Origin of the sequence: Tunturiibacter psychrotolerans (assembly GCF_051013365.1) — a bacterium.
In the GTDB taxonomy this organism is placed as follows: Bacteria; Acidobacteriota; Terriglobia; order Terriglobales; family Acidobacteriaceae; genus Edaphobacter; species Edaphobacter psychrotolerans_A.
Genome location: NZ_CP132941.1, coordinates 1,037,347 through 1,059,558 on the forward strand (window position 1 = coordinate 1,037,347; position 22,212 = coordinate 1,059,558).

At 57.6% G+C, this 22,212-nt stretch carries 17 protein-coding genes; 7 read left to right on the top strand and 10 right to left on the bottom strand.

Features of this window, described 5'->3' with window-relative positions; all coding sequences use genetic code 11:
* Positions 1-179: 179 nt before the first annotated feature.
* From RBB76_RS04215 to pheA, 3 genes are all read right to left on the bottom strand, one after another.
* Entirely contained in the window at positions 180-722 is a 543-nt protein-coding gene (locus RBB76_RS04215) for a DUF488 family protein (RefSeq protein ID WP_429628651.1), read from the bottom strand.
* A gap of 253 nt (positions 723-975) precedes the next feature.
* The gene (lon, locus tag RBB76_RS04220; protein ID WP_429628650.1) at positions 976-3,426 is read right to left on the bottom strand and encodes an endopeptidase La; all 2,451 of its coding nucleotides are present in this window, start codon (positions 3,424-3,426) and stop codon (positions 976-978) included.
* A 356-nt stretch (positions 3,427-3,782) separates the two neighbouring features.
* Positions 3,783-4,622 (bottom strand): prephenate dehydratase, encoded by an 840-nt coding sequence (gene pheA, locus RBB76_RS04225; protein WP_429628649.1) that lies wholly within the window; start codon positions 4,620-4,622, stop codon positions 3,783-3,785.
* Positions 4,623-4,772: 150 nt separating this feature from the next.
* Between pheA and RBB76_RS04230 the strand changes: the two genes are divergently transcribed.
* On the top strand, positions 4,773-4,922 hold the full coding sequence (locus tag RBB76_RS04230) for a lmo0937 family membrane protein (RefSeq protein WP_183978096.1): 150 nt from the start codon (positions 4,773-4,775) through the stop codon (positions 4,920-4,922).
* 46 nt (positions 4,923-4,968) lie between these two features.
* Positions 4,969-5,304: a CsbD family protein gene (locus tag RBB76_RS04235; RefSeq protein WP_429628648.1), complete on the top strand. Its 336-nt coding sequence runs from the start codon at positions 4,969-4,971 to the stop codon at positions 5,302-5,304.
* 48 nt (positions 5,305-5,352) lie between these two features.
* Here RBB76_RS04235 and RBB76_RS04240 read toward each other — a convergent pair whose 3' ends face one another.
* The 5 genes from RBB76_RS04240 to RBB76_RS04260 form a co-directional block, all read right to left on the bottom strand.
* The gene (locus tag RBB76_RS04240) at positions 5,353-6,219 is read right to left on the bottom strand and encodes a UbiA-like polyprenyltransferase (protein ID WP_429628647.1); all 867 of its coding nucleotides are present in this window, start codon (positions 6,217-6,219) and stop codon (positions 5,353-5,355) included.
* Positions 6,220-6,276: 57 nt separating this feature from the next.
* Complete coding sequence (locus RBB76_RS04245) at positions 6,277-7,077, bottom strand: BON domain-containing protein (protein WP_429628646.1); 801 nt, start codon at positions 7,075-7,077, stop codon at positions 6,277-6,279.
* Between the two features lie 93 nt (positions 7,078-7,170).
* The gene (locus RBB76_RS04250) at positions 7,171-11,568 is read right to left on the bottom strand and encodes a translocation/assembly module TamB domain-containing protein (RefSeq protein WP_429628645.1); all 4,398 of its coding nucleotides are present in this window, start codon (positions 11,566-11,568) and stop codon (positions 7,171-7,173) included.
* A complete protein-coding gene (locus RBB76_RS04255) occupies positions 11,565-12,368 on the bottom strand; it encodes a peptidylprolyl isomerase (RefSeq protein ID WP_429628644.1) in 804 nt (267 codons plus the stop codon). Before RBB76_RS04255 ends, RBB76_RS04250 begins: the two co-directional genes overlap by 4 nt.
* A complete protein-coding gene (locus RBB76_RS04260) occupies positions 12,369-15,599 on the bottom strand; it encodes a POTRA domain-containing protein (protein ID WP_429628643.1) in 3,231 nt (1,076 codons plus the stop codon).
* Positions 15,600-15,833: 234 nt separating this feature from the next.
* On the opposite strand from RBB76_RS04260, the gene RBB76_RS04265 reads away from it, so the two are divergent.
* From RBB76_RS04265 to RBB76_RS04275, 3 genes are all read left to right on the top strand, one after another.
* Entirely contained in the window at positions 15,834-17,012 is a 1,179-nt protein-coding gene (locus tag RBB76_RS04265; RefSeq protein ID WP_429628911.1) for a ThiF family adenylyltransferase, read from the top strand.
* A gap of 150 nt (positions 17,013-17,162) precedes the next feature.
* Positions 17,163-17,828, top strand: a complete 666-nt coding sequence (locus tag RBB76_RS04270) for an RNA polymerase sigma factor (RefSeq protein ID WP_429628642.1) — start codon at positions 17,163-17,165, stop codon at positions 17,826-17,828.
* Positions 17,825-18,139 carry a hypothetical protein gene (locus RBB76_RS04275; protein WP_429628641.1) on the top strand — a complete coding sequence of 105 codons (315 nt, stop codon included), beginning with the start codon at positions 17,825-17,827 and terminating at the stop codon, positions 18,137-18,139. Before RBB76_RS04270 ends, RBB76_RS04275 begins: the two co-directional genes overlap by 4 nt.
* A gap of 161 nt (positions 18,140-18,300) precedes the next feature.
* Here the strand turns inward: RBB76_RS04275 and RBB76_RS04280 are convergent, their stop codons facing one another.
* Both RBB76_RS04280 and RBB76_RS04285 read right to left on the bottom strand, forming a co-directional pair.
* Complete coding sequence (locus RBB76_RS04280) at positions 18,301-19,311, bottom strand: VWA domain-containing protein (RefSeq protein WP_429628640.1); 1,011 nt, start codon at positions 19,309-19,311, stop codon at positions 18,301-18,303.
* A 125-nt stretch (positions 19,312-19,436) separates the two neighbouring features.
* On the bottom strand, positions 19,437-19,913 hold the full coding sequence (locus RBB76_RS04285) for a carboxymuconolactone decarboxylase family protein (protein ID WP_429628639.1): 477 nt from the start codon (positions 19,911-19,913) through the stop codon (positions 19,437-19,439).
* Between the two features lie 216 nt (positions 19,914-20,129).
* Between RBB76_RS04285 and RBB76_RS04290 the strand changes: the two genes are divergently transcribed.
* Together RBB76_RS04290 and RBB76_RS04295 are read left to right on the top strand one after the other, a co-directional pair.
* Entirely contained in the window at positions 20,130-21,455 is a 1,326-nt protein-coding gene (locus RBB76_RS04290; RefSeq protein WP_429628638.1) for an APC family permease, read from the top strand.
* Positions 21,456-21,469: 14 nt separating this feature from the next.
* Positions 21,470-22,039 carry a carboxymuconolactone decarboxylase family protein gene (locus tag RBB76_RS04295; RefSeq protein ID WP_429628637.1) on the top strand — a complete coding sequence of 190 codons (570 nt, stop codon included), beginning with the start codon at positions 21,470-21,472 and terminating at the stop codon, positions 22,037-22,039.
* The last annotated feature ends 173 nt before the right edge of the window (positions 22,040-22,212 follow it).

Below are 22,212 nucleotides of genomic sequence, written 5' to 3' on the forward strand. Positions count from 1 at the left end.
TTGCCGATCCAGATCTCAACTTGCGCCAACAGGCCAATGCACTCATCGAAAACTGCTTCTGCGCCCCTCAAGGATTAGTCATTGAAACGCCCTTCTCATCCTTCGGACGATAGGTTGGCCGGACAGTGGAAACTGAGGCCTTCTTCAAAGAAAGCGCGCACCGGCACATGATCCGAAACTCAATCGAACAGTCTTCCCTCCTGAACGCCCGGATACCAAACCCTTTCGCCCTCCACCCGCGCGAACTCCGTCATCCCGTGCAGCCTCCGCGAACTCCCACCATCGGTCGTCACGAAAATGTCCTCCACCAGGCCACCGCGAGCCAGCACCGCATCGCCAATCAACGACCGGTGGCACCTCCAGGGCACAGCCTCCGCACACATCACCACCGTCCGGTCCAACTCCGGCAGCCCCATCAGCCAATCGAGCTCCGCAACAAACTCCGGCGTCTCCATATAGTCCGCATACCCCCGAAAGCTCTCATTCCGCCACCCCGCATTCACGCTGTCCTTCCGCGCCGCTCTCCTCCCACCCAACCCTACGCGCCAAACCCCGCGAATCCCAATCCCCTCAAGCGAAGCAAACAACCTCTCCTGCCCAAACTGCGGATACCTCTTCGACCCCGGATACCTCCTCACATCCACCAACGTGTGGCACTCGTTCTCCCGCAGTGCCCGCAGAAACGCCTCCAGTTCCAGCGTTGAGTGCCCAATCGTCATCATCCCCTGCACCACCGAAAAATAAAGTTCGAAAACGTGTCACATTTTTAGACGCCAAAAACATCACTGCAAAAACACCACATCAGCCACGCAAATCACCACACCGCCACCACAAAAACACCACACCAAAACACGCATCTTGCGCAAAAACCCCTGCAAAAACGCCACTCCACCACAAAACAAAAAAATCTTGCACCAAAACAAAAAAAAAGCGGCCCGGCAACCGCCGAACCGCCCACTTTTTTCTCAATCCAGGTTACACGGAAGCGTGAATAACCTCTTCGCGAACCACCTCGTCCTTCACCTTCTCCGCTCGAGTTTTAGGTAACGCGACCGCCAGCACATCCTCGATCCGCGTAGCGTAATGAAGCGTCACGCCCTCAATCTGATCCGGCGTTAAGTCCTCATCTACCTGCTGTTTGCAGTCCGTCGGCAGAATCACATCCCGCACGCCGGCACGCTTCGCAGCAAGGAACTTCTCCTTGATTCCGCCAACCGGCAACACATTGCCGCTCAACGTAATCTCGCCCGTCATTGCCGTCAGCGGATGCACCGGAGTGTCCGTCAACAGGCTCACCAGCGCAGTCGCCATCGTCACGCCAGCCGAGGGACCATCCTTCGGAATCGCCCCTGCAGGCACGTGAATGTGCAGGTCCGTATCCTTGGTAAAGTCCTCATCGAGCCCCAACGACGCGGCATTCGAACGCACCCAGGTCAACGCGGCCTGCATGCTCTCCTTCATCACATCACCAATCTGACCAGTGATCGTGAAGCCGCCCTTGCCCTTCATCCGGTTTGCTTCGATGAACAAAACATCGCCGCCCGCCGGTGTCCAAGCCAGTCCAACTGCAACGCCGGCCCGCTTGGTCCGCTCCGCAATCTCGGTATCCACGCGCACTTTAATGCCACCAAGAAACTCGTGAACCACCTCAGGAGTAATTACAACCTTCTCCGTCGTGCCCTCCGCGATCTTGCGCGCAACCTTGCGACAAACCGTTCCAATCTGCTGTTCGAGCTTACGAACACCAGCCTCACGCGTGTAGTGCCGCGCGATCAGATGCACGCTGTCTTTCGGAAACTCGATCTGCTCTTCCGTAATGCCGTTCTCTTTGATCTGCCGAGGAATAAGGTATTTGATGGCAATATTCACCTTCTCCTCTTCCGTGTAACCGGTCAGCTCAATGATCTCCATACGGTCCAGCAGCGGCCCCGGAATCGTATCCAACTGGTTCGCCGTGCAGATGAACAAGACCTTGCTCAAATCGAACGGCTGATCGAGATAGTTGTCGCGGAACGTATTGTTCTGCTCCGGATCCAGCGTCTCGAGCAACGCACTCGCAGGATCTCCCCTGAAGTCGCGTCCCAGCTTGTCGATCTCATCCAGCATGAACACAGGATCCTTTACCTCAACCCGCTTCAGATGCTGAATAATCTGCCCTGGCAGCGCGCCGATGTACGTTCTCCTGTGTCCGCGAATCTCCGCCTCATCATGCATACCGCCCAGCGAGATTCGCGAGAACTTCCGATCCAGCGCCTTCGCAATTGACCGCCCCAGCGAGGTCTTACCCACGCCCGGAGGCCCAACGAAGCACAGAATTGGCCCCTTCATATCCGGCTTCAAACGCCGCACAGAAAGGTAATCGAGAATACGATCCTTCACCTTCTTCAACCCGTAGTGATCCTCATCGAGAATCGCCTTCGCCTTCAGAATGTCGACCTCGCCCGAAGATGTCTTCGACCACGGCAGCACCGCCAGCCACTCCACATAATTGCGTGTCAGCGAGTAGTCCGCCGCAGCAGGATTCATCCGGCTCAGACGCCCAAGCTCTTTCAGTGCGTCCTTCTTCACATCCTCCGGCATCCCCGCCGTCTCGATCTTTTCCTTCAACTCAGCGATGTCCTTCTGTGTGTCATCTACATCGCCCAGCTCCTTCTGAATCGCCTTCAACTGCTCGCGCAGATAGTAGTCCCGCTGCGAAGACTGCACCGAATCCTGAACCTCGGTCTGGATCTTATTGCGCAGCTGCTGCACCTCAAGCTCCTTCGCGAGATGCTTATTAATACGCTCCAGACGAGCCGATACACCCGGCGTCTCGAGCAGTTCCTGCTTGTCCGATGTCGTCAAGAATGGAAGCGACGAAGCAATAAAGTCCGCCAGTCTTCCCGGCTCATCGATATTGATCGCAATCGTCTGCAGATCGTCGCTCAACGTGGGAGATGAAGTCACGATCTGCTGAAACTGGCTCACGACGTTCCGCTGCAGAGCCTCTGCCTCAGGCGTTTGCTCCGGCTCCACGTCAGCAATCGGCTCGTACTCGGCCGTCATAAACGGCGTCAACTGCACAAACTCGCCAAGATGGACACGTTCATTGCCCTCGGTGAACACAAAAAGGCTCTGGTTCGGCATCTTGACGACCTTATGAACCGTCGCCCGCGTACCGGTGGCGAACAGATCCGCGGCCACTGGCGCATCCTGCCGCGCATCCCGCTGTGCCACCACCAAAATGGTCTTCTCCTCGCCCAGCGACTGAATCAGCTGGATCGAGCTATCGCGTCCTACCGTCAGAGGCAGAACCGCGTGGGGAAACAAAACGGTATCCCGTACTGGCAACACTGGAACAGGGCGCTTTCCGACCGCTTCGGCCCCCGCCCCTTCACCGCTTTTTGTTGCCGTCGGTTGAATCACACTTACAAAATCGCTTGGCATTGAGTGTACCTCTATCAGATTATCCACTATTCGATGCAGCAGGTCTTCATCTGGTCGCAAACTATGGCCCTCGCTCAGGAGATCGTGTCTCGTCACATTCCGTCATCGGCCATAACCCCATTCCCATCTGTGGTTAACTTGATTTAGAAAGACTTCTCCGGCCTCATCCCCAAATAAAACGAAAAGGTCATCCGAGTCCCGCCAAATCTCAACGGGAGCGCCGCGAGCTGAAATAGGAGACGGTCGCCGCCGTACGTCGGTCTGCAGGGAAACTCATAGTAATGGGCATGCTACGCCTCCACCTGCCGCAGCGCCACTGTAGGCCGAGGCCCAAAAGATTCACCAGGCCTGACCTTCTAGGCGGCCCGATACCGTCCCAGAACCTTCACCATTCGGGAGTGCTCGCGCAACGCACCTAAAGCGGCTTCGGCCTCCGCCGTCGAATCAAACCGCACATCGACGTAGAAAACGTACTCCCACGGGCTCCCCGGCACCGGCCTGGACTCAATCTTCGTCAGGTCCACCCCGGCCTCCGCCAGTCGCTGCAAAGCAGCTACCAGAGTTCCTGGACGGTTTTCAATGGCGAACGCCAAACTCATCTTGTTCTCGCCCACTACGCCCGCTTCGTCCAAAGTCGCGCCGTCGGCCCGCACCAGGTAAAACCTCGTGTAGTTTTCTGCGTGATCTTCGACGCCAGCTACGATCACTTCGGCGCCGTACTCCGTTGCCGCAAGCATCGGAGCGATTCCCGCCACATCACGCAGACCCGCCTCCATAACGTGCTTCACACTTCCCGCCGTGTCATAAAAGGGAACTACTTCCAACTCAGGATGCGAGGCCAGAAATCTACGGCACTGTGATAACGCCACTGGATGTGACATCACTCTCCGCACCTCCTGCAGCTTCACGCCAGGCATTGCAATCACGTTGTGTCGAATCCGCAGCAAGCTCTCTCTTTCAATCTGCACCGGCGAATCCAGCAGAAGATCGTAGTGCTCGGCAACCGACCCATGCAAACTGTTTTCGATCGGCAGCACCGCGGCATCGACCTCTCCAGCGACAACCTTCGCCAGCACCTGTACCGATAGCGTGCACGCGATGATCTCTAAATCCCCTTGGTTGCCCAGCATCTCGACGGTCGCCATGTGGCTATTCGAGCCCAACTCCCCCTGAATCGCCACCCTCAATCCAATCACCTCGCGTATCCGTATCTACTCGATCCATATTTTATTCCCTTTGGCAACCCGCTCGACGAACCCGGCAACTTACCAGAAGAAGGATCTGAATTCTTGAATGCCATCACGGCGAACCGGGAAGTAAATCCGGCAAGCGTCTAGGAGAACGACATGCTTTGGACTATCACCATTATTCTTTTTATTCTTTGGGTCGTTGGGCTTGTGAGCAGCTATACCCTCGGCGGATGGATCCACATCCTTCTGGTCCTTGCCATCATCGTTCTCATCTTCAACTTGATGTCAGGAAGACGAGCCCTATAACCACAGCGTAGGTGAGCAGCCCTCCCTCTCAAATAAGGAGTAACCCATGAACACAGAAAAAGTAGAAGGTAAGTTCGATCAGGTAGCAGGCAAGATCAAGCAGAGTGTTGGCGAAGCAGTTGGCAATCAAAACCTCGCCAACTCGGGCGTAGCCGATCAGGTGAAAGGTGCTGCAAAGGAAACGTGGGGCAATGCCAAAGATGCTGCTGCCGTAGCTTGCGACGACGCACGCGCTCGTACCGACGTTAGAACCGAGGACTACAAGGAACGCGCTGAGGATGCCGCTCACAACACACGCGAGAAAATAGCGGCGACTGCGCAACATGTGAAAGATAGCGTCAATGAAAAACTAGACAACTTCAAACGCGAACATCGCAGCTAATCGAAGTCGAAATGCTCTCCCCAAAAGGCCCGCGCCCAGCGGGCCTTTCTATTTGCGCACTAACACGTCAGCCGCAACAAACACAAAGAACACCACCGAAATCACACCGTTCAGCGTAAAGAAAGCCGCGTTCATTCGCCGCAAGTCGTTCGGCGAAATAATCGAGTGCTCATAGAACAGCAGCCCCGCGACAAGCGCAACGCCCAACATTGCGATCCGTCCCAACCCGAACAATTCCATCAGCCAGCACAGCATCAGCAGCATCCCCACGTGCATCAAGCGCGCAATCCAGAACGCCGCCGGAATACCAAATGCCTGAGGGACGCTGTTCAATCCAACGCTGCGGTCATGCTCGAAATCCTGACATGCATAGAGCACATCAAACCCGCCAACCCACAGCAACACCGCAGCCGTTAACACAATGATCCTTAAGTCCAGCGACCCCCTCACCGCGATCCACGCTGCTGAAGGCGCGATTCCCAACGCCAACCCCAACACAAGGTGCGACCACCGCGTCACACGCTTCATGTAGCTGTAGGCCAGCACCACCAGCAGCGCTACAGGAGCAAGCTCCAGCGTCAACCGGTTGAGCATCGCAGCGCCAAACACAAAAAGCGCAATCGACACCACTACAAATCCCGCAACAAACCCATTGCTCAATGTGCCCGCAGGCAAAGCCCTCATCGCTGTACGCGGATTGGCCGCATCCAGCTGCGCATCCGCCAGCCGATTGAACGCCATCGCTGCTGAACGAGCAGCGACCATGCAGACAATAATCCAGCCTAGAACTCGCAGCGTTGGCCAGCCACCCGCTGCCAGCATTGCTCCTGTCAGCGCAAACGGCAGCGCAAACACCGAATGCTCCCACTTGATCATCTCAAGCGTTACAACCGTACTCTTCCACAACGATGCCATAACTCCATCGTAAAAGAGTCCGGCCGCGCCGACCTAATCAATGCGGCACAAATCGATCTATTTGTCCGATTTCTCCGCCTCACCACCAACCACTTCCAGGTTGTTCACCACCTTAAACACACCCGAAACAGTATTCGCCCGTATATTCGCCACATCCTTGTCCGATTGACTGTCCACCACTCCCGACAGAGTCACATTCCCATTGACGACCGTGATCCGAATCGGCTTCGCCGGATCAATCGCATATTTGTTCAGCTGCGGAAAGCCATAGATCGACCGCGCCTCTGCCAGTCGAATCCGATCATCCATCGGCGACACAGGCGCCACCTCCACGTTGTCGATCACATCCTTCACCCCCGGATAGTTTTCGACCAGGCTAAGCGCCGAATCCTTGTCCGTAGGCCCATACGCAGTACCACCCAGAGTCACAACGCCCTTCTCGACGCCGATCGTAAACGCGTTGAACGCCGTCGTCCCATATCCCACCCGGTCATACGCCAGCTTCTCCGCCAACTTATTCCGCAGAGTTACGTCATCAACGTCTGGTCCCGCTACCTCAATCAGGTTTTCAACACCCTTCACATTCTTGCGATGATGTGCGCGATCGTCCGCGTCCATCTTTGCGCTGTAAAGCTCCACCGTTCCCGTCAACGTCACAACACCGTTCTGCACCGAACTCTTCACCTCTTTGAAGCGCTTGCTATCCAGCGCCTTCGTCACATCGGCCTGAATCTGTGCGTCGTTCGGCCCCGGGTTAACGCTGCTGGCCGTGCTCTGCGCCACGCCAATCGATGGCCCGCCCAACATAGCCACACCGGCAAATCCTAGTACACAGACGCACGCAAAATTCTTCATCATCCTCATTCCTTCCTCCGGAAACTCTTAGCGCCGCGATAAACGACGTGAAGCCTCATCATTCACACACATACGATGCAGCTTCCGCTCAGCGCGCTAACGATACCTTTTCCGCAGCTTGTAAACAATACTGAATACGCCCGATTCGTCGCGCGCCACCACAATCGAGTTGTCATGATTTAGGTCATACTGCACCTGAATCAGCTGTTGCGCCGAAGTATTTACGTTGGTCGCAAACGTAGCGGTAATCTGCCGCGACAGCTGCTGCTGCACTGTAATCCTAGCTGACGACCCGCCCAGCGTTCCCACAAACGCCGGATCGATCTTCACGCTTCCCACACCGAACAATTTCTCTACGCGATTGCTCACCGTAGCGTTCAACGCGCCACCCAGTAGAGCACTCGTCGTCGGATCGGTCCCCTGCTGAGCCTGCCGTTCCTGATAAAGCTGAGCCTCCTCCTGCGTCCTACCCAACGCCAACAGCGCAAATACATCCGACTCGCTCAGGGGCGGCTCCGACCGATACGTCGGTTTCAGGTTCGTCGCCGTCCCATGCAACCCGATCGTAATATCGTAGTTCTCCACCTGCGCCGTCGCATCCAGATCAATAATCGGATCGATCCGAACCGGGTTCGTGAAATAGATCTCTCCCCGCTGTAACTGATACTTCGTGCCGGCAAACGTCGCACTCCCTTCATTGATCTCGATCCGCCCCAGCACAGAAGGCACCGCCGCCGTTCCGCGAATCTGCAGATCCACGATCCCGGCCAGCTTGGCGTACGAGTTCTGAAAGTCCAACTGCGGCGCACTCGTCACATGCACGTCAAGCCGAATCTTGTTTGCCGGCGCGTTCGGATCAGGCGGCGGAGCCACCCCACCCGCGGAGCCGAACGCCGCAAAATCCACGTCCGCTCCCACGCCAAACCGTGTAATCAAAATCGTTCCACTCAACTGCGCGCTATCCGGCGCTCCCTGCAGCTTCAGATTCGCGTTCGCCGTCGCACTCAACCCATACAACCGCACCCGAACGACATCGCCAGTCGCCGTAAGATCAGCATACAAACCCTTCTTATAGCGAATGAACCCACCGATCTTCAGCGTGCCTCCGCCCGTCGTCGCGGTCAGGCTCTGTACCTGCAGTCGGTCGTCGCTGAACACCAGTGTGCCGTTCATATTGCTCAACCCATTCGGTACGCCATCGACCGCAACATTCACGTTGTCGAACTGCACCTTCCCCCCCAGCTGCGGATTCATCACATACCCGCCGGCGCTCACGGTGAACTCCACCTTGCCAGTCGAAAGAATGTCCGAATCGAAGGTGTGAAGCAGCGTCATGCTCACACTTCCAGTGGCGCTCACATCCAATTTGCCGCCCTTCGGATCCGTCGATCCGAACAGCTGCCCCGTGCCCTTCGCCCGCATATCCGTATCCTGCCCGGTAATATGAACCTGATCGAGCGTCGCCAAACCATCGCGCAACCCCACGCGCAGCGGCTCAGCCGCCTTCAGCTCTATTCCCTGCAGCTTCACATCCATCTGGCTGAACTCTGCCTCCCCACTCAGCGCCTTCGGCGTCTTCAACGGTCCACTCACAGTAGCTGTTCCATTGATCAGCGATTGCGCCTTCATCGTCCCCGGTCCAAACATCGTCAACGGCTTTCCGATATCCAGGCCCGACAGCGTCATCTTCGCCTGCATCTGGTAATCACCATCCAGCCGCGTCTGCCCCGAAGCATCCAGCTTCGCCCCCACCAGCGTTGAATTCGCCGTGAAGTACACGACGTCCCCCTGGCTATGCGCTTCCACCGCGGCCTCGCCAATCCCCTGTCCTCGATAAGTCACGCCACGAAGTGTTACATTCGCCTTCAATCCGGGCTGCGTCAGCGTTCCATTCGCATCCGCAACCAGGTTCACGGTGCCATCCACATCTTTCTCTGCCTTCTTCACCGTCTCGAACTTCGACAGCAAAATATCGTGTCCCTCCACATGCCCATGCAGTCGATCCGTGCCCATGTCGTATCCGCCATTACCTGCAATCTGCACACCATGCAGCCGCAAGACCACATTCTTGGCTTCCAGATCTTTTCCCTGCACCGACACATCCGCCACAGCCGACTCATAGGGCTCTCCATAAGCGGCACCATTCTTCAGCGAAACATGGCCCTCCCCACTCAAACTCCTCAGGGTTCCTACCGCGTGGCCATTCAACGCAACCAATCCCGTCAGCGGTACCTTCTCCTGCTGCCCCGCAATCTGCAAGACGTCGACAACCTGCGCATTCGCCAACTGCGCCTTCGCATCCAAAGACATCCCGTCGTCCCACAGATAGGTCGTAACCCCGCGCCGCGACACCACCTTACGCGGCGCGATCTTACCCTCCAGATTCAGCACCGCAGTCCCACGCTTGATCGTCGAGGTGGCCACGACCACGCCACTGTTCGGCGAGTACTCCGCATCCGTCACCACCGAATCAATCAGCACATCCGTCGTTCCCAGCGCGAACTCCGCGTTTGTCGCCTGCAGATGCCCCTTCACATCCAAATTCGCAATCTTCCCCTGAGCCGTTCCATTGAACTGCATGGCGCCATGCAGCACCACCGGAATCGCCGCCGTACCCCGCTTCCCATTTCCCTCCAGGTCCAGCGTAGTCAGCAACTGGTTGTACTCCGACAGATCCCGCACCGTCATATCTACTCGCAGATCAGTCAGCGGGTCTCCCTCATTCACCCCCAATATTCCCGAAGCCTCAAAGTTCGTCTCTGGCATCTGCAGCGAGATCTGCTGAATCCGCACCGTCTCATTCCGGCCCGTGTAATGCGCCTGCGTTTGCCCGGTCACAGGTACATCATTCAACGCTCCCGGCCGTTTCACCCCCGTCGGCGCAAACGTCAAATTCCCATCCACTTCCACTGTCTCGTCGATACTCTTCGCAGGCCCACCCCACTCCACCGTCACCGGTCCACTCACCGCTGTATCGAATCCGAGGTCGCCATAGTGCTCAGGCGCCGTCACATCCATAATCGTTCGCAGCGGAATCCTCGTAACCATTGCCTTCAGGTAGGCATGCGCAACCTGCACCGAAGGCACTTTCACTGGCTCCGTGATGGGCTCCTTTGCCCCAATCGTCTTGGCTGTCGTATTCGCCGTCGTCACGGCGGCCTTCGTCGTCGAGGAGTTGGCCGCAACATCCTGCGGAGGAACCTCGCCCAGCCAGTTCACGATGCGCAACTCACCCGCCGCACTTCCACCGCCGGGCAGATATCCCGTAAGTGCCGTCAGCAACAACTCGGTTGGCGTAACGTGCAGTGTCCCGCCGCCATCTATATCGTGCAATCGCACATTTTGATCCCTGTAGGCAGCCTTATGAACCTTCGCCGTTCCCGCCAGTAGATACCCCGCCACACAATCCGGATCGGGCGGCAATGGCCGCGGCGGCACTCGCGTCTCCTTCGGATGGCTTCGCTCCCAAAAAGGAGGATGTTTCTGCGCCACCGAAGGCGACGTCGCGCAGTTATGCCCATTCAAATCCAGATCGATCGTGCCCGCATTCAAACCATCCACATCCGCGAGCACAGAAATCTGCTTCACTTCGATCGTGCCACTCACCTTCGCCTGCCACTCTGGGTTGGCAAAGTGTTTGAAACTTCCAGTAGCATCGAGCTTCGAACTCCTACCCGTCGTGAAGTCCAGTCGCTGCAACTCAATCGCATCTCTTCCCAACTCCACCGCCAGGCTCAACGCTGACTGCGCCTCCACCTGCTTACCCATCTTCGTCCGCAGATCCTTCAAATCCACCGTCGCGCCGTAGCGATCCGTCGAAGCGATATAGTGCACCTCCGCACTCAAATCCCGAGCCGCAAGATTGAACGGAATGGCACGGTTATTCAGCAGCGCCAATCCATTCGAAAGCGTCACCTCATCGGCCTTCAGATCCAGGAGAGTGTCGATGACAGGCTTCTTACTCGTGCTCGGATGCTTCGGCACTGGCTGGTTCGTCTTCCCATCCTTATCCACGATCAAATGAAACTGAGGATGCTCCACTCCCAGATAGTTAAGTCGCACGTGCGACGAGATCCCACTCCCCGCAACATGCGTGAAGAAATCGAAGATCTGCACTCGAAGCAGAATCTTGTCCGCGGCAAGATAAGGAGCCTCACCCGGCCCCTCCAACCCATGAATCACCAGCCCGTCTGCCTCGACCGCGAGATGCCACAGATCAAAGCTGATCTTGCTCAGCTCTACCCTTCCACCCGTGGCGTCCTCAAAAACTTTGACGACCTCTTTCGCCACTCGTCGATTGAAATCCTCCGTCTTCGAGTACGAGGCAAACACCCCAAACAACACCAACACCAGCACAAGCAGCGCCGCGACCGTCCAACCAATCCACAGCAACATCCGCTTCGCCAGCGATCGCTTCACCTTCGCGACCTCGCCGGCAACACTTGCCTCAATCTCCTCCTTCTTTTCTTCGAATTTTTTCTCCAGATCGCTCATGGCGCCACCTCACCTGGAGTCATAATCTTCACGCTGCCCTGCGCCCGCAGCGACTTCAGCCAATCCACCAACAGAGCGCCCACCTGCTGTTGCAACTCCACCTCTTCGATCCTCTTCCGGATCGTATCCAGCTGGGGCGGGGTCACATTTCGTTTCGCATACTCCGGCAGCATCCTCTTCTCATAAAACTCCTTGATCTCCGCATCCGAGACCTTGATCCCATTCCGAAAGCGTACTTCGATAAACTTCAGCAACTCCATCCGCAGCCGCCACCGCTCGCGAAACTCCGCCTCCGTAAACCCGTGAGCGTTCAGAAACTTCTTCCACCCGTCGTCGGCTTCGCAGTGATACTGCACTTTGCAATCGGGAATATCCTTTCGCAACGTCATCAACTGATCGTCCAGCTCTTTGTCGGAGATCACATCCTCCGGCTCCAGCGCCGCCTGCTGCAAAATCAACGCTCGATCGACCAGCCGCTCAAGAACTCTCTCCCTGGTGTTATCCCCCGTAACCCGGCGGTAAGGCTGAATCTCTTCAAACCGACGCTCCTCATCCACATCGCTCTCAAGAATCACATCGTCGTTTACCACCGCAACCACGCGATCCAGCACCACGCCCTGCTGCGCAGGCAACCCGGCCACAGCATTTGGCGCCGAACTCGCGGCCCCAGTCTGCGATGTCGCGGTCTGCCCAGACGCCGCTTGCAACGAAGCCCAGACCGGCACCCCCATCCACACAGGCGCCGTCGCCAACGTCACCAGCAACAACCGCTCCATCGTATTGTGCGTCATCCAACGCATCTAGAAGCTCTCTCCAATGCTAAAGAAGAAGTTGAAATGCGAAGCCTGGCTCTCATGCGGAGGGTTATTGTTGAAGTCGTAAATGATCGGATACACCGGTGGATTGAGGTTATAGCTGAAGTCCACACGCACCGGCCCGACCGGCGTCTTGTAGCGCGCGCCCAGCCCCAACGCATGGGAAAAATAATTGAAGTCACAAGTCCCAATGATCCCCGACACATTCGCACACGTCTGCTTGTTCGGTTGAGTGAACCGCGTGAAACTCGGAAACATATCCTTCGCATTCTGAAACACGTTACCCATATCGTGAAAGATCACGAAGTTCACGCTATTGCCCACCAGCGGCAACGTCTGGGCCGGCAAACGCAGCTCAAACGAATTCACAAACGCCGCCGAACCACCTACCGGGAAACCAGTCTGCAAGTCCCTGGGCCCCGCCCCATTGATCGGAAATCCTCGATGCGAGTTCGCGCCGCCGGCATACAACCGCTCCGGTAGTGGAATCGCATTGCAGCTCGGATTCGTCGTCAGTAGAACTCCCTCGCACGCACTGTTTCCCGCGTTCGGATTTATCCCCGACGCCCGTTCATACCCAATCCTTGTCGAACGTGCGAACACATACTTCAGCTTGCCAAACTGGTAGTACGTCGAGTTCGTTCCATCCAGCTTCCAGAAATCGGTCTGCGACCCAAACTTCGACGACGCCACAAACCCCTGTATCGTCGAGTACTCTCCCTTCACTGCATCCAGCGGCCCCGGCGATCGCGTATCGTGAAACCACGTGACTCCCGGCCCACCTACGCGAACCGGCTGCGACAGCAGCGGAATCAAATCGGCCGACACCTGCAGGCTGTTCGGGTCAACCTTTACGCGGCGATACAGGAAGTCGTAAATAAATGTATGCGTCCGCCGCCACTTCTCCGTGATTCGAAAATCCCCCTGTAGCGTCGATGCCGCAAACGTCGTAATGTCCTGCACATTCGAGTATCCGCCCGAAAGCGCCGCGCTGAAGTTCTTGCTTCCATAGAGATGCGGGTTCTGTAGTGTCAAAATCGCCACTTGTTCCAGCAACCCATACGACGTGTGCAGCGTCAGCGAATCCTCAGTTCCCCGCAGATTGATCCTCGACACATCCAGCGAAACCCGCGGGCTCACGCCGGGCTTGCCCTCCGGAGACAGTTGGTTACAGGGAAAGGTCAGTCCAAGCTGGATGCACGAAGCCTCCGAGATCGTCCCAGGCTGCGGTGTTCCCGTCTGCGCTTCGAAGCCGAAACCATACGTCACGTTCCACCTCTTAGCCTCCGTCACCTGCAGCACCACGTTCTTCTGCGGAGCGTCTCCCGCGGGATTCTGCACCGCCGCGATCACTTCATTGAACAACGCAATGTTGTACAAATTTCTCTGCGTCTGCAGCAGCGCCGTCTGGTCCAGCGGATCCCCCGGGTGTACCAGAATCTGTTGAGCCACAACGCTCGGCTTGGTCTTCTCCACACCCGACAGCAGAACTCGATTCACAAACACCTGCTGCCCCTCGGTCACATCCAACGACACGTCCGTCTTGTCCGTGCCCGCTGCCTCCTTCGTCTGTTTGATCTCAACCTTCACCTGGTCGAACCCATGCGCCAGGTAATACTGCAACACCGTATCGCGGTCGCCCGACAGCGTCACCAGCGAAAAAGGCTGGCCCTGCTGAGCATTCATCAATCCCCGCACATCCTGCAGCCGGCTCGCATCCACTCCCGCCAGGTCCACCTTGCCAAACTTCTGTTGCGGCCCTTCAACGATGGTGAAGGTCACAGCAATCTCACCCGCCTTCAACGGTTTTCCGTCTTTCCCCACGGTGACATCTTTTACATCCGTCGTAATTTTCGCGTCATCAAAACCATTCGCGCGATACAACGACTGAATCGCGTTTACATCGCCGGACACCAGCGCCGGGCTATATCGCCCACTCCGCTGATACGCATTTGACTTCTGCACCCTCATCCGCTCATGCAACAGATCATCCGTGAAGTATTTGTTGCCCTTCAGATTCACCGCAACGACCTTGTGCTTCAGCCCGCGTTCCACAGTGAATACCACCTGCTCCGTCGTGGTAGCGTTCCCCACCACCTTCACCGCTACCTTCGCATCGAAGAAGCCCTGCTGCTGCTCGTAGTCGCGAATGTTGAAGACGCCCTCGTTCAGCAGATCATTATCAATCGTCCCTTCCTCAAAGATCGGAACCAAAAGATGCAGGCGACCCGTCGAAATCTTCGCCCCCTCAACCGACACCTTTACCTGCGGCCCCTGGTTCGCATGGAACTCATAATCAACCTTGTCTCGCACGTTGTCATACGTCTGCTTCTGCAGCGAAACCGTCGCCTCCAGCCGATCTTTCTTCTGGTATAGCTTCCGCAATCGGTCAAGTGCATTGCTGGTCGAATCGCGCCGCACCTTGCTGTTCTCCTTCAGCTTCGACTGCTTCTGAAACTCCTCCGGCGTCAACCCGGTATCGTCGCCCACCAGCTTGACTTGTCCCACTCTTGCCTGCGGCCCAATTGAAACCGTATACGTTACATTTATCTGGTGGCCTACTTCATCGGTCTCCGACTTCACTGAGACCGTCGGCTCGTAATACCCCTGCTGCTGCAGAATCTCCTTAATCCCTTCCGTCCCCGCCGGTATCTGTGAGTCGGTGAACGCCGTCCCGGGCGAGAGTTTTGTCGCAAACTCCAGCAGCGGAGCCAGCCGTTCGCTCTTCACCCCAGTGATCGTCACTCGTCCCACGTAGTACCGCGCCACGCCAGCGAAGATCAGCGTCACTTGATCCCCCTGTCGCACGCCACGAACCGCAATGTCACGATACCGCCCGCTAGCAAACAATCGCCGCAAATCCGCCCGCACCTCCTGCGGATCCAACGGCTGACCAGCCTTCTGTGCTAACTCCTTCGGCAGCGTATCGGTCGCATCGAACGTCACGCCCTCGAACACGATCTTCTCGACAAGGAGCCCCTTCCACTGCCACACCGAAGTCGTCGGCTCCGCATCTTGAGGCGTATCTGCCTTTTTCTCCTCAACCGGTTTGGTCTGTTGCCCCTGGGCAGGCGTCGCTCCTGTACCGGCCAAACCGGGTGTGGCACCCTGTGCACCAGATGGAGTCGGACTCTGCGGCACCTCCTGTCCCGCAGCCACACCCACCATCACCCACAATCCAAGCCACAACGCCGCCGCGCCGCACCCGCACCTCATCCACCGTGATATTCGCGCGCGACCTCGAAGCACCTGACCCAAAAAACCACCCATCATTCCTTATCTAATTTTCAGGAGCCCAGCAAGTCTTTCATGATGCACCGACTCCTCATCCGAGCCTGCTCTTCTTTCTCTTAGGATGCCGAAAGCCTTCAGGCCGCAGCCGGGTTCCCTGCACATCCGTCCTTCCCTATACTACGAAACAGCCGTCTTTTTTTAGACGGTGCGATCTTCATCATGTCAAAGCATCCCGCAAGCACCTTTGAAGAACGGCCCCCGAGCATCCACATCGGCACCCCCGCCGACGCGCAGCCCTCCGAAACGCCTCTGCCTAACCGGACCGAACCCGCCATCCCCGAGTCAGATCGCTACTCCCGCCAGATTCTCTTCCCTGGCATTGGAGCCACCGGCCAGCATCTCCTCGCCTCCGCCCACGTCGCCATCATCGGCATCGGAGCCACCGGAGCCGCCAGCGCCTCCCTCCTCGCCCGCGCCGGAGTCGGCACCCTCACCCTCATCGACCGCGACTTCGTCGAGCCCTCCAACCTCCAGCGCCAGATCCTCTTCGACGAGGCCGACGCTCGCGAATCCCTCCCCAAGGCCGAAGCCGCCCGCCGCAAGATCGCCCTCTTCAACTCAGCCGTCTCGGTCCACTCTCACATCGCGGACCTCGTCCCAGCCAACATCCACGAGCTGCTTGCCCCCGCCCATCTCATCCTCGACGCCACCGACAACTTCGAGACTCGCTACCTCCTCAACGACTACTGCGTCCAGCAATCCAAGCCCTGGATCTACGCCGCAGCCATCGGCGCCTACGCCGCCACCATGAACATCCTCCCTCTCCCGGAGGAGCAAAGCCACGAACCCGCACCCTACGCCCCCACCGCATGCCTGGCCTGCATCTTCCCCAAGCCGCCCACCGGCCCGGTAGAAACCTGCGACACCGCCGGCATCCTCTCCACCGCCGTCAACCTCGCAGCCTCCATTCAAACCACCGAAGCCCTCAAGCTCCTCACCAACCAACCCCACCTCATGCGTCGCACCCTGCTCTCCCACGACCTCTGGTCGAACGAGCAAAGCGAAATCACTACCGCCAAACCCAACCCCGCATGCACCGTCTGCGGCCAGCGCATCTTCACCCATCTCGCCGGCGTCGGCCGCCCTCACATCACTCTCTGCGGCCGCAACTCCGTCCAGATCCACGAGCACCACCGCCCCGTCGACTTCACCGCCATGCGCGACCGCCTCGCACCTCACGCCGACATCCATGACCTCCGCTTCAACGACCTTCTCCTCCGCTTCAAACGCGGCCCGCACACCTTCACACTCTTTCCTGACGGACGCGCCCTCATCCAGGGCACCACCGACATCACCCTCGCACGCTCCCTCTACGCTCGTTTCATCGGCTCCTAACCCCTGCGGCTCTTAGTGCTTGCCCGAAACAACCCTTCCTTTCTGTCCTCCATCAAAACTATGTGCACAGAAACTTAATCTCCGTTTGCGGTAGGCTCGATGCAAGCGAAAACTTTAACTGAGAACGACGAATCAGTCCGGAGTCTAGCTATGGACGTCCAAGGCCTACAAATGACCCAACAAACACCCGTTACTCCCGGCGTCTTCAAACGCAATCCACCCATCGCGGGTGAAGCTGAAGCCATCGAAGCGGCAAAGAATGGCGATGCAGAAGCATTCTCCCGTCTCTATGCCCTCCACAAACGCCGCGTCTACACTCTCTGCCTCCGCATGCTCGGCAATGTCTCCGAAGCCGAAGACATGACCCAGGAAGCCTTCCTGCATCTCTTCCGGAAAATCGGCAGCTTCCGCGGAGAGTCCGCCTTCTCCACCTGGCTTCACCGGCTTACAGTAAACTTGGTTCTCATGCATCTCCGCAAAAAAGGCCTCAATCTGGTCTCGCTCGAGGAGACCATCAACCCATCGGAGGAAGACGCACCCAAGCGCGACTTCGGCAGCCGCGACCTCGCTCTCACGGGCTCAGTCGACCGCGTAGCCCTGGAGCGCGCCGTAGCTTCCCTGCCCCCCGGCTACCGCATGGTCTTTGTCCTGCACGATGTCGAGGGCTTCGAGCACAACGAGATCGCTACTATGCTCGAGTGCTCCACCGGCAACAGCAAGTCGCAGCTCCACAAGGCCCGCCTCAAGCTTCGCGAACTCCTCCGCCAGCCTGAACCGGCTGCCCAGCCAAACGGCCTCAAGGAGGTGGCGGTATGACTGAATTCCAATCGCTCGACTTCGACACCATGACCCCTGCCGACTTCGAGCAATATCTGCCAGAGTTCTTTGCCAACGGCGATGGTCACGTCAGCACCGACCCACGCCTCCAGACCTTCCTTCAAAACAATCCCGACTGCGCCGCTCTCGTCCGCGACCTCGAAGCCATCGCCGACCAGGCCCGCAGCCTCTTCGAACCCAGCGAAGACCAAGAGCCCAGCGAAGCCGTCTGGAGCAACATCCAGAACAAGCTCAAGCAAGGCGTCAGCGTCAGTGGCGAAGACGACTCGCCCGTTCCACAAACCGTTTAGCTTTCCTTCAACCACATCGGCCCATCCACACTCAAAATGGATGGGCCGATCACCTTTAAAAAGTCGTCATCTTTAAAGAGTCGTCATCCTGAGCGTAGCGAAGGATCCCTGTATTTCATCTCTGCTTCTGCCTTCCACACCATTACGAGCTGCTATTAAAGCTACCGAAAGTAGCCAGTCCTCGTGCGAACAACAACGTCCTGCTTTTCAGGAAGCTTCGCATAAGTATCCGGTCTTAGCCGAAGCTCCAATTTGCAAAACGTTCCATCCGGCTTCACATTCGTAGGCTTGTATCCCAGCGTGTACCGCCCTCGAAGCTGATCGATCAGCTCAGCGAGCCGATCCGCAACCTCCTTCTTGCTCGTATTCAGAACTGGCCCTCCCGTCAGATCCGCATACTTTCGGATATCCCCCATATGCGCAACAAAGAAAAAAGCGACCATCACAGCATCCGTCTCTGCAGTTCGGTCGATCAGCGCCGAGACCACCACCCCCGACCTCAGCAGGCTCGCCGTAGCCTCTTCCTTCGTGTGCGAATACGCAGGAGCTTCCTTCCCCATGATCTTCCGCGTTCGCGAATTTTCCTGGTTCGCCGTTCCGTCCGTGAGCCACACCAACACCTTCCTGCTCCCCGGAGCAGTCGATTTCATCGCCTCGTCCACCGCTTCATACATGCTCTCGTGAATAAACGTTCCCTCGCCGGTCTTCATACTCGAGGCTTTCCCAATAGCATCAGCGGCAAGCGAACGGTCCGTAGTGAAACCCTGCAGCAGCTCCGCATGCGAAGAGAAAACCATCACCGCCACCTCATCCTGTGGCTTCAAATGACCCAGCACCTCACGCGCACCTCCACCAAGCGAAGCAAGAGCCGGACGCACCGACTGCGTCAAATCAAAGAGAAAGATCACCGAAAGCGGCAGTTGATCATGGCTGAAGTAAGTAATCTGCTGCGGAACTCCATCCTCCGACAACACAAAGTCATCAGGCTTCAGTGTCCCAATCAGATTCCCTGTCTTCTTGTTCTCAACTTCAGCATCGAGAACCACGAACTTCGTCGAGACATGAATCGTCGACCAAGCATCAGCCTGTACCGGCGTCGAATCCTGCCCATACACACCACAGCAAAATCCCATCGCCACAAAAAGCAAAGCCGAGCGCAGAAGTAAACTCATGCCCCCAAATACGTCCACCAGCCAATCGAAGTTCCCAGGCACAATTAAAACTCAGTCAACGAATCACTACAGCCAGCGAGGGCGCCATCCACCCAAATGCGCCCTCGCCGCACCCGAACCCTTCTTCACTTATGTTCCGACTTGCGCACCGCCGGCTGGTACTCACCCGGCACCATACGAAACGAGATCGCAATTCTGTTCCATCCATTGATCGCAATCACAGCCAGCGTCAGGTTCACCAGCTCCTCCTCCGAAAACTGCTGCTTCGCACGCTCATACACCGCATCCGGAACATGGTCCACACTCACCAGAGTCAGAGCCTCGGCCCACGCCAGCGCCGCCTGCTCCCGATCCGTAAAGAACGGCGTCTCCCGCCAGGCGTTCAAAGCATAGAGCCGCTGTTCGCTCTCGCCCTTCGCACGCGCATCCTTCGAGTGCATATCCAGGCAATACGCACACCCATTGATCTGCGAAGCCCGCATCTTCACCAGTTCCAGCAACGACGGCTCCAGCTTCGAAGACTTACTAACAAACATCTCCAGCCCTATCATTGCCTGATACGCCGCCGGAGAAGCCTTGTCAGGTTCGATTCTTGCTTTCATCGTTATTTCCTCCACCTTCAGACTAAAAGAGCTCTGTATCATCGAACAGGTCCACAATCAAACGTCGAACCAGTCCACTTTTCGACCTTCCGACAACGTCGCGGCATCTCCGTCCTCGCCACCGTGCTCCGATCATCCAACAACTAAATGCGACCACCCATCTCCACCCTTTGATGGATGGGCGATCCCATCCCAGTCGCGTACGATGACTCCCTAATGGAACAGCGCCGCCAGATGGGTTTAGCCGCCGCCCTCTCCGTAGTCACGGGCGAATCAATCGCGCTCGGCATCTTCCTCACCCCCGCCGCAATGGCAAGATCGCTGGGCTCTCCTCTCCTGCTAGCCGCCGTATGGTGCGGCATGGGCTTCATGACGCTCTGCGGAGCCATCTGTTACTCCGAACTAGCCATCACCTACCCGCTCACCGGCGGCGAGTATGTCTACCTCCGCCAGGGCTACGGCACCCGCCTCGCATTTCTCTACGGCTGGATGTCCGCCGCCGTCATGGATCCAGGCATCGCCGCCGCGCTCGCCGTGGGCGCAGCCCCCTATGTCCTCTCCCTCTTCGGCCTCTCACCCCGCACTCAAATCATCATCCCCGCGATCATCCTTATCGCCCTCGCAATCCTCAACTACATAGGTACTCGTCTAAGCCGCCGCGTCATGACGACCGCGAACCTCCTCAAGATCGCCGTCCTGGTCTGCCTCGTGCTCTGGGCATCGATCTCCGGCCACGCCACCACCTCGAACCTCCTACCCCTAACCGCACGCCGCCCCGGCTCCGAGCCACTCTTCGCCGCCATCGCCGGAGCCACCGTCAGCGCCTTCTTCAGCTTCGGCGGATGGTGGGAGGCCGCCAAGATCGCCGGCGAAGTCCGCAACCCACGCCGCAACATGCCGCTCGCCTTCACCTGCGGTGTGCTTCTCGTCACAGCCGTCTATCTCCTCGTCAGCGCCTCATTCCTCATGGTCGTACCGCTCGAAAAAATCGTCTCCAACACTGCCTTCGTCGCTCAGTTCGGCGAAGCACTCTTCGGCACCATCGGAGGCAAAGTCCTCTCGGCCTGCGTCCTTCTCTCTGTCCTTGGAGGACTCATGGCCCTCACCATGGCAGCCCCCCGCGTCTACTACGCTATGGCAAAAGACGGCGCCTTCTTCGCGCCATTCGGCAAACTTCACCCACGCTTCGGAACCCCCGCCAACGCCGTCCTCCTCCAAACATCTCTCGCCCTACTCGTCCTGACCTTCGGAGCCTTCAACCGCATCCTCTCCTTCATCATCTTTTCTGCCGTCTGCTTTCTCGCGCTCTCCGTCACCACCCTCTTCCGCATGCCGCAGCCCGTGCGCAGATGGTGGTTCCCCGCCGCGCCCATCGTCTTCCTCCTCGGCTGCACCATCATCAACCTCATGATCCTCATGCACGATCCCATCCCCGCACTCGTAGGCCTCATCATCGTCCTCTGCGGCGACCCCGTCCGCCGCTTCTTCTTCGCAAAGTCAACCGTCACCACCAACCCACTCCCCGAACAAATCACATCCTGAAAGGAACACCGCTCATGGCACACATCAAACTTCCCGAAGGTCTCCCCGGCATACGCGGCGCAATGGCCTTCCGCCCCGAAACCGCAAGGCCACTCAACGATCTCGTAGAAGTCCTTCTCCACGCCCCCAACTCCCTCACCCCCGGCGAGCGCGAACTCATTGCAACCTACGTCTCCTCCGAAAATGACTGTTACTACTGTCAAACCATCCACGGAGCCATTGCCGCCGCAAGCCTCAACGGCGACGAAGCCCTCGTCAAGCAGGTCAAACACGACTTCCACAACGCCGCTATCTCCGACAAGCTAAAAGCCCTCCTGGTCATCGCAGGCAAGGTCCAGCGCGGAGGCAAGCACGTCACCACCGAAGACGTAGCCGCAGCCCGCGCGCAAGGCGCAACCGACATCGAGATCCACGACACCGTCCTGATCGCCGCCGCCTTCTGCATGTTCAACCGCTACGTGGACGGCCTTGCCACCATCCAGCCGCGCGACGAAGCCATGTATCGCGAGCGCGGCAAGTGGATCGCACGCGAAGGATACGTCAACGTCAGCAAAGAATATCTACCCGCCGAAGCCGCACACTAGGTCGCACCGACCTATTCGGTGGGTTTTGAACGATTGATTTTATAAATGGTTTCATCCTGAGCGGAGCCTCTTGCAGCTTGATCGCAAGAGGCGCAATCGAAGGACCTGCATTTTGCCGCACCGTAGACCCCAGTTTCTTAGAATTTCCAGTACGCAGCCGCAGCCACAATAGA

Coding starts and splice junctions, on each gene's coding strand:
- lon (WP_429628650.1), bottom strand. CDS start 3,426: ATGCCAAGCGATTTTGTAAGTGTGATTCAACCGACGGCAACAAAAAGC.
- RBB76_RS04280 (WP_429628640.1), bottom strand. CDS start 19,311: ATGAGTTTACTTCTGCGCTCGGCTTTGCTTTTTGTGGCGATGGGATTT.
- RBB76_RS04260 (WP_429628643.1), bottom strand. CDS start 15,599: ATGAGGTGCGGGTGCGGCGCGGCGGCGTTGTGGCTTGGATTGTGGGTG.
- RBB76_RS04290 (WP_429628638.1), top strand. CDS start 20,130: ATGGAACAGCGCCGCCAGATGGGTTTAGCCGCCGCCCTCTCCGTAGTC.
- RBB76_RS04215 (WP_429628651.1), bottom strand. CDS start 722: ATGATGACGATTGGGCACTCAACGCTGGAACTGGAGGCGTTTCTGCGG.
- RBB76_RS04285 (WP_429628639.1), bottom strand. CDS start 19,913: ATGAAAGCAAGAATCGAACCTGACAAGGCTTCTCCGGCGGCGTATCAG.
- RBB76_RS04235 (WP_429628648.1), top strand. CDS start 4,969: ATGAACACAGAAAAAGTAGAAGGTAAGTTCGATCAGGTAGCAGGCAAG.
- RBB76_RS04255 (WP_429628644.1), bottom strand. CDS start 12,368: ATGCGTTGGATGACGCACAATACGATGGAGCGGTTGTTGCTGGTGACG.
- RBB76_RS04245 (WP_429628646.1), bottom strand. CDS start 7,077: ATGATGAAGAATTTTGCGTGCGTCTGTGTACTAGGATTTGCCGGTGTG.
- RBB76_RS04275 (WP_429628641.1), top strand. CDS start 17,825: ATGACTGAATTCCAATCGCTCGACTTCGACACCATGACCCCTGCCGAC.
- RBB76_RS04250 (WP_429628645.1), bottom strand. CDS start 11,568: ATGAGCGATCTGGAGAAAAAATTCGAAGAAAAGAAGGAGGAGATTGAG.
- RBB76_RS04295 (WP_429628637.1), top strand. CDS start 21,470: ATGGCACACATCAAACTTCCCGAAGGTCTCCCCGGCATACGCGGCGCA.
- RBB76_RS04230 (WP_183978096.1), top strand. CDS start 4,773: ATGCTTTGGACTATCACCATTATTCTTTTTATTCTTTGGGTCGTTGGG.
- RBB76_RS04240 (WP_429628647.1), bottom strand. CDS start 6,219: ATGGCATCGTTGTGGAAGAGTACGGTTGTAACGCTTGAGATGATCAAG.
- RBB76_RS04270 (WP_429628642.1), top strand. CDS start 17,163: ATGGACGTCCAAGGCCTACAAATGACCCAACAAACACCCGTTACTCCC.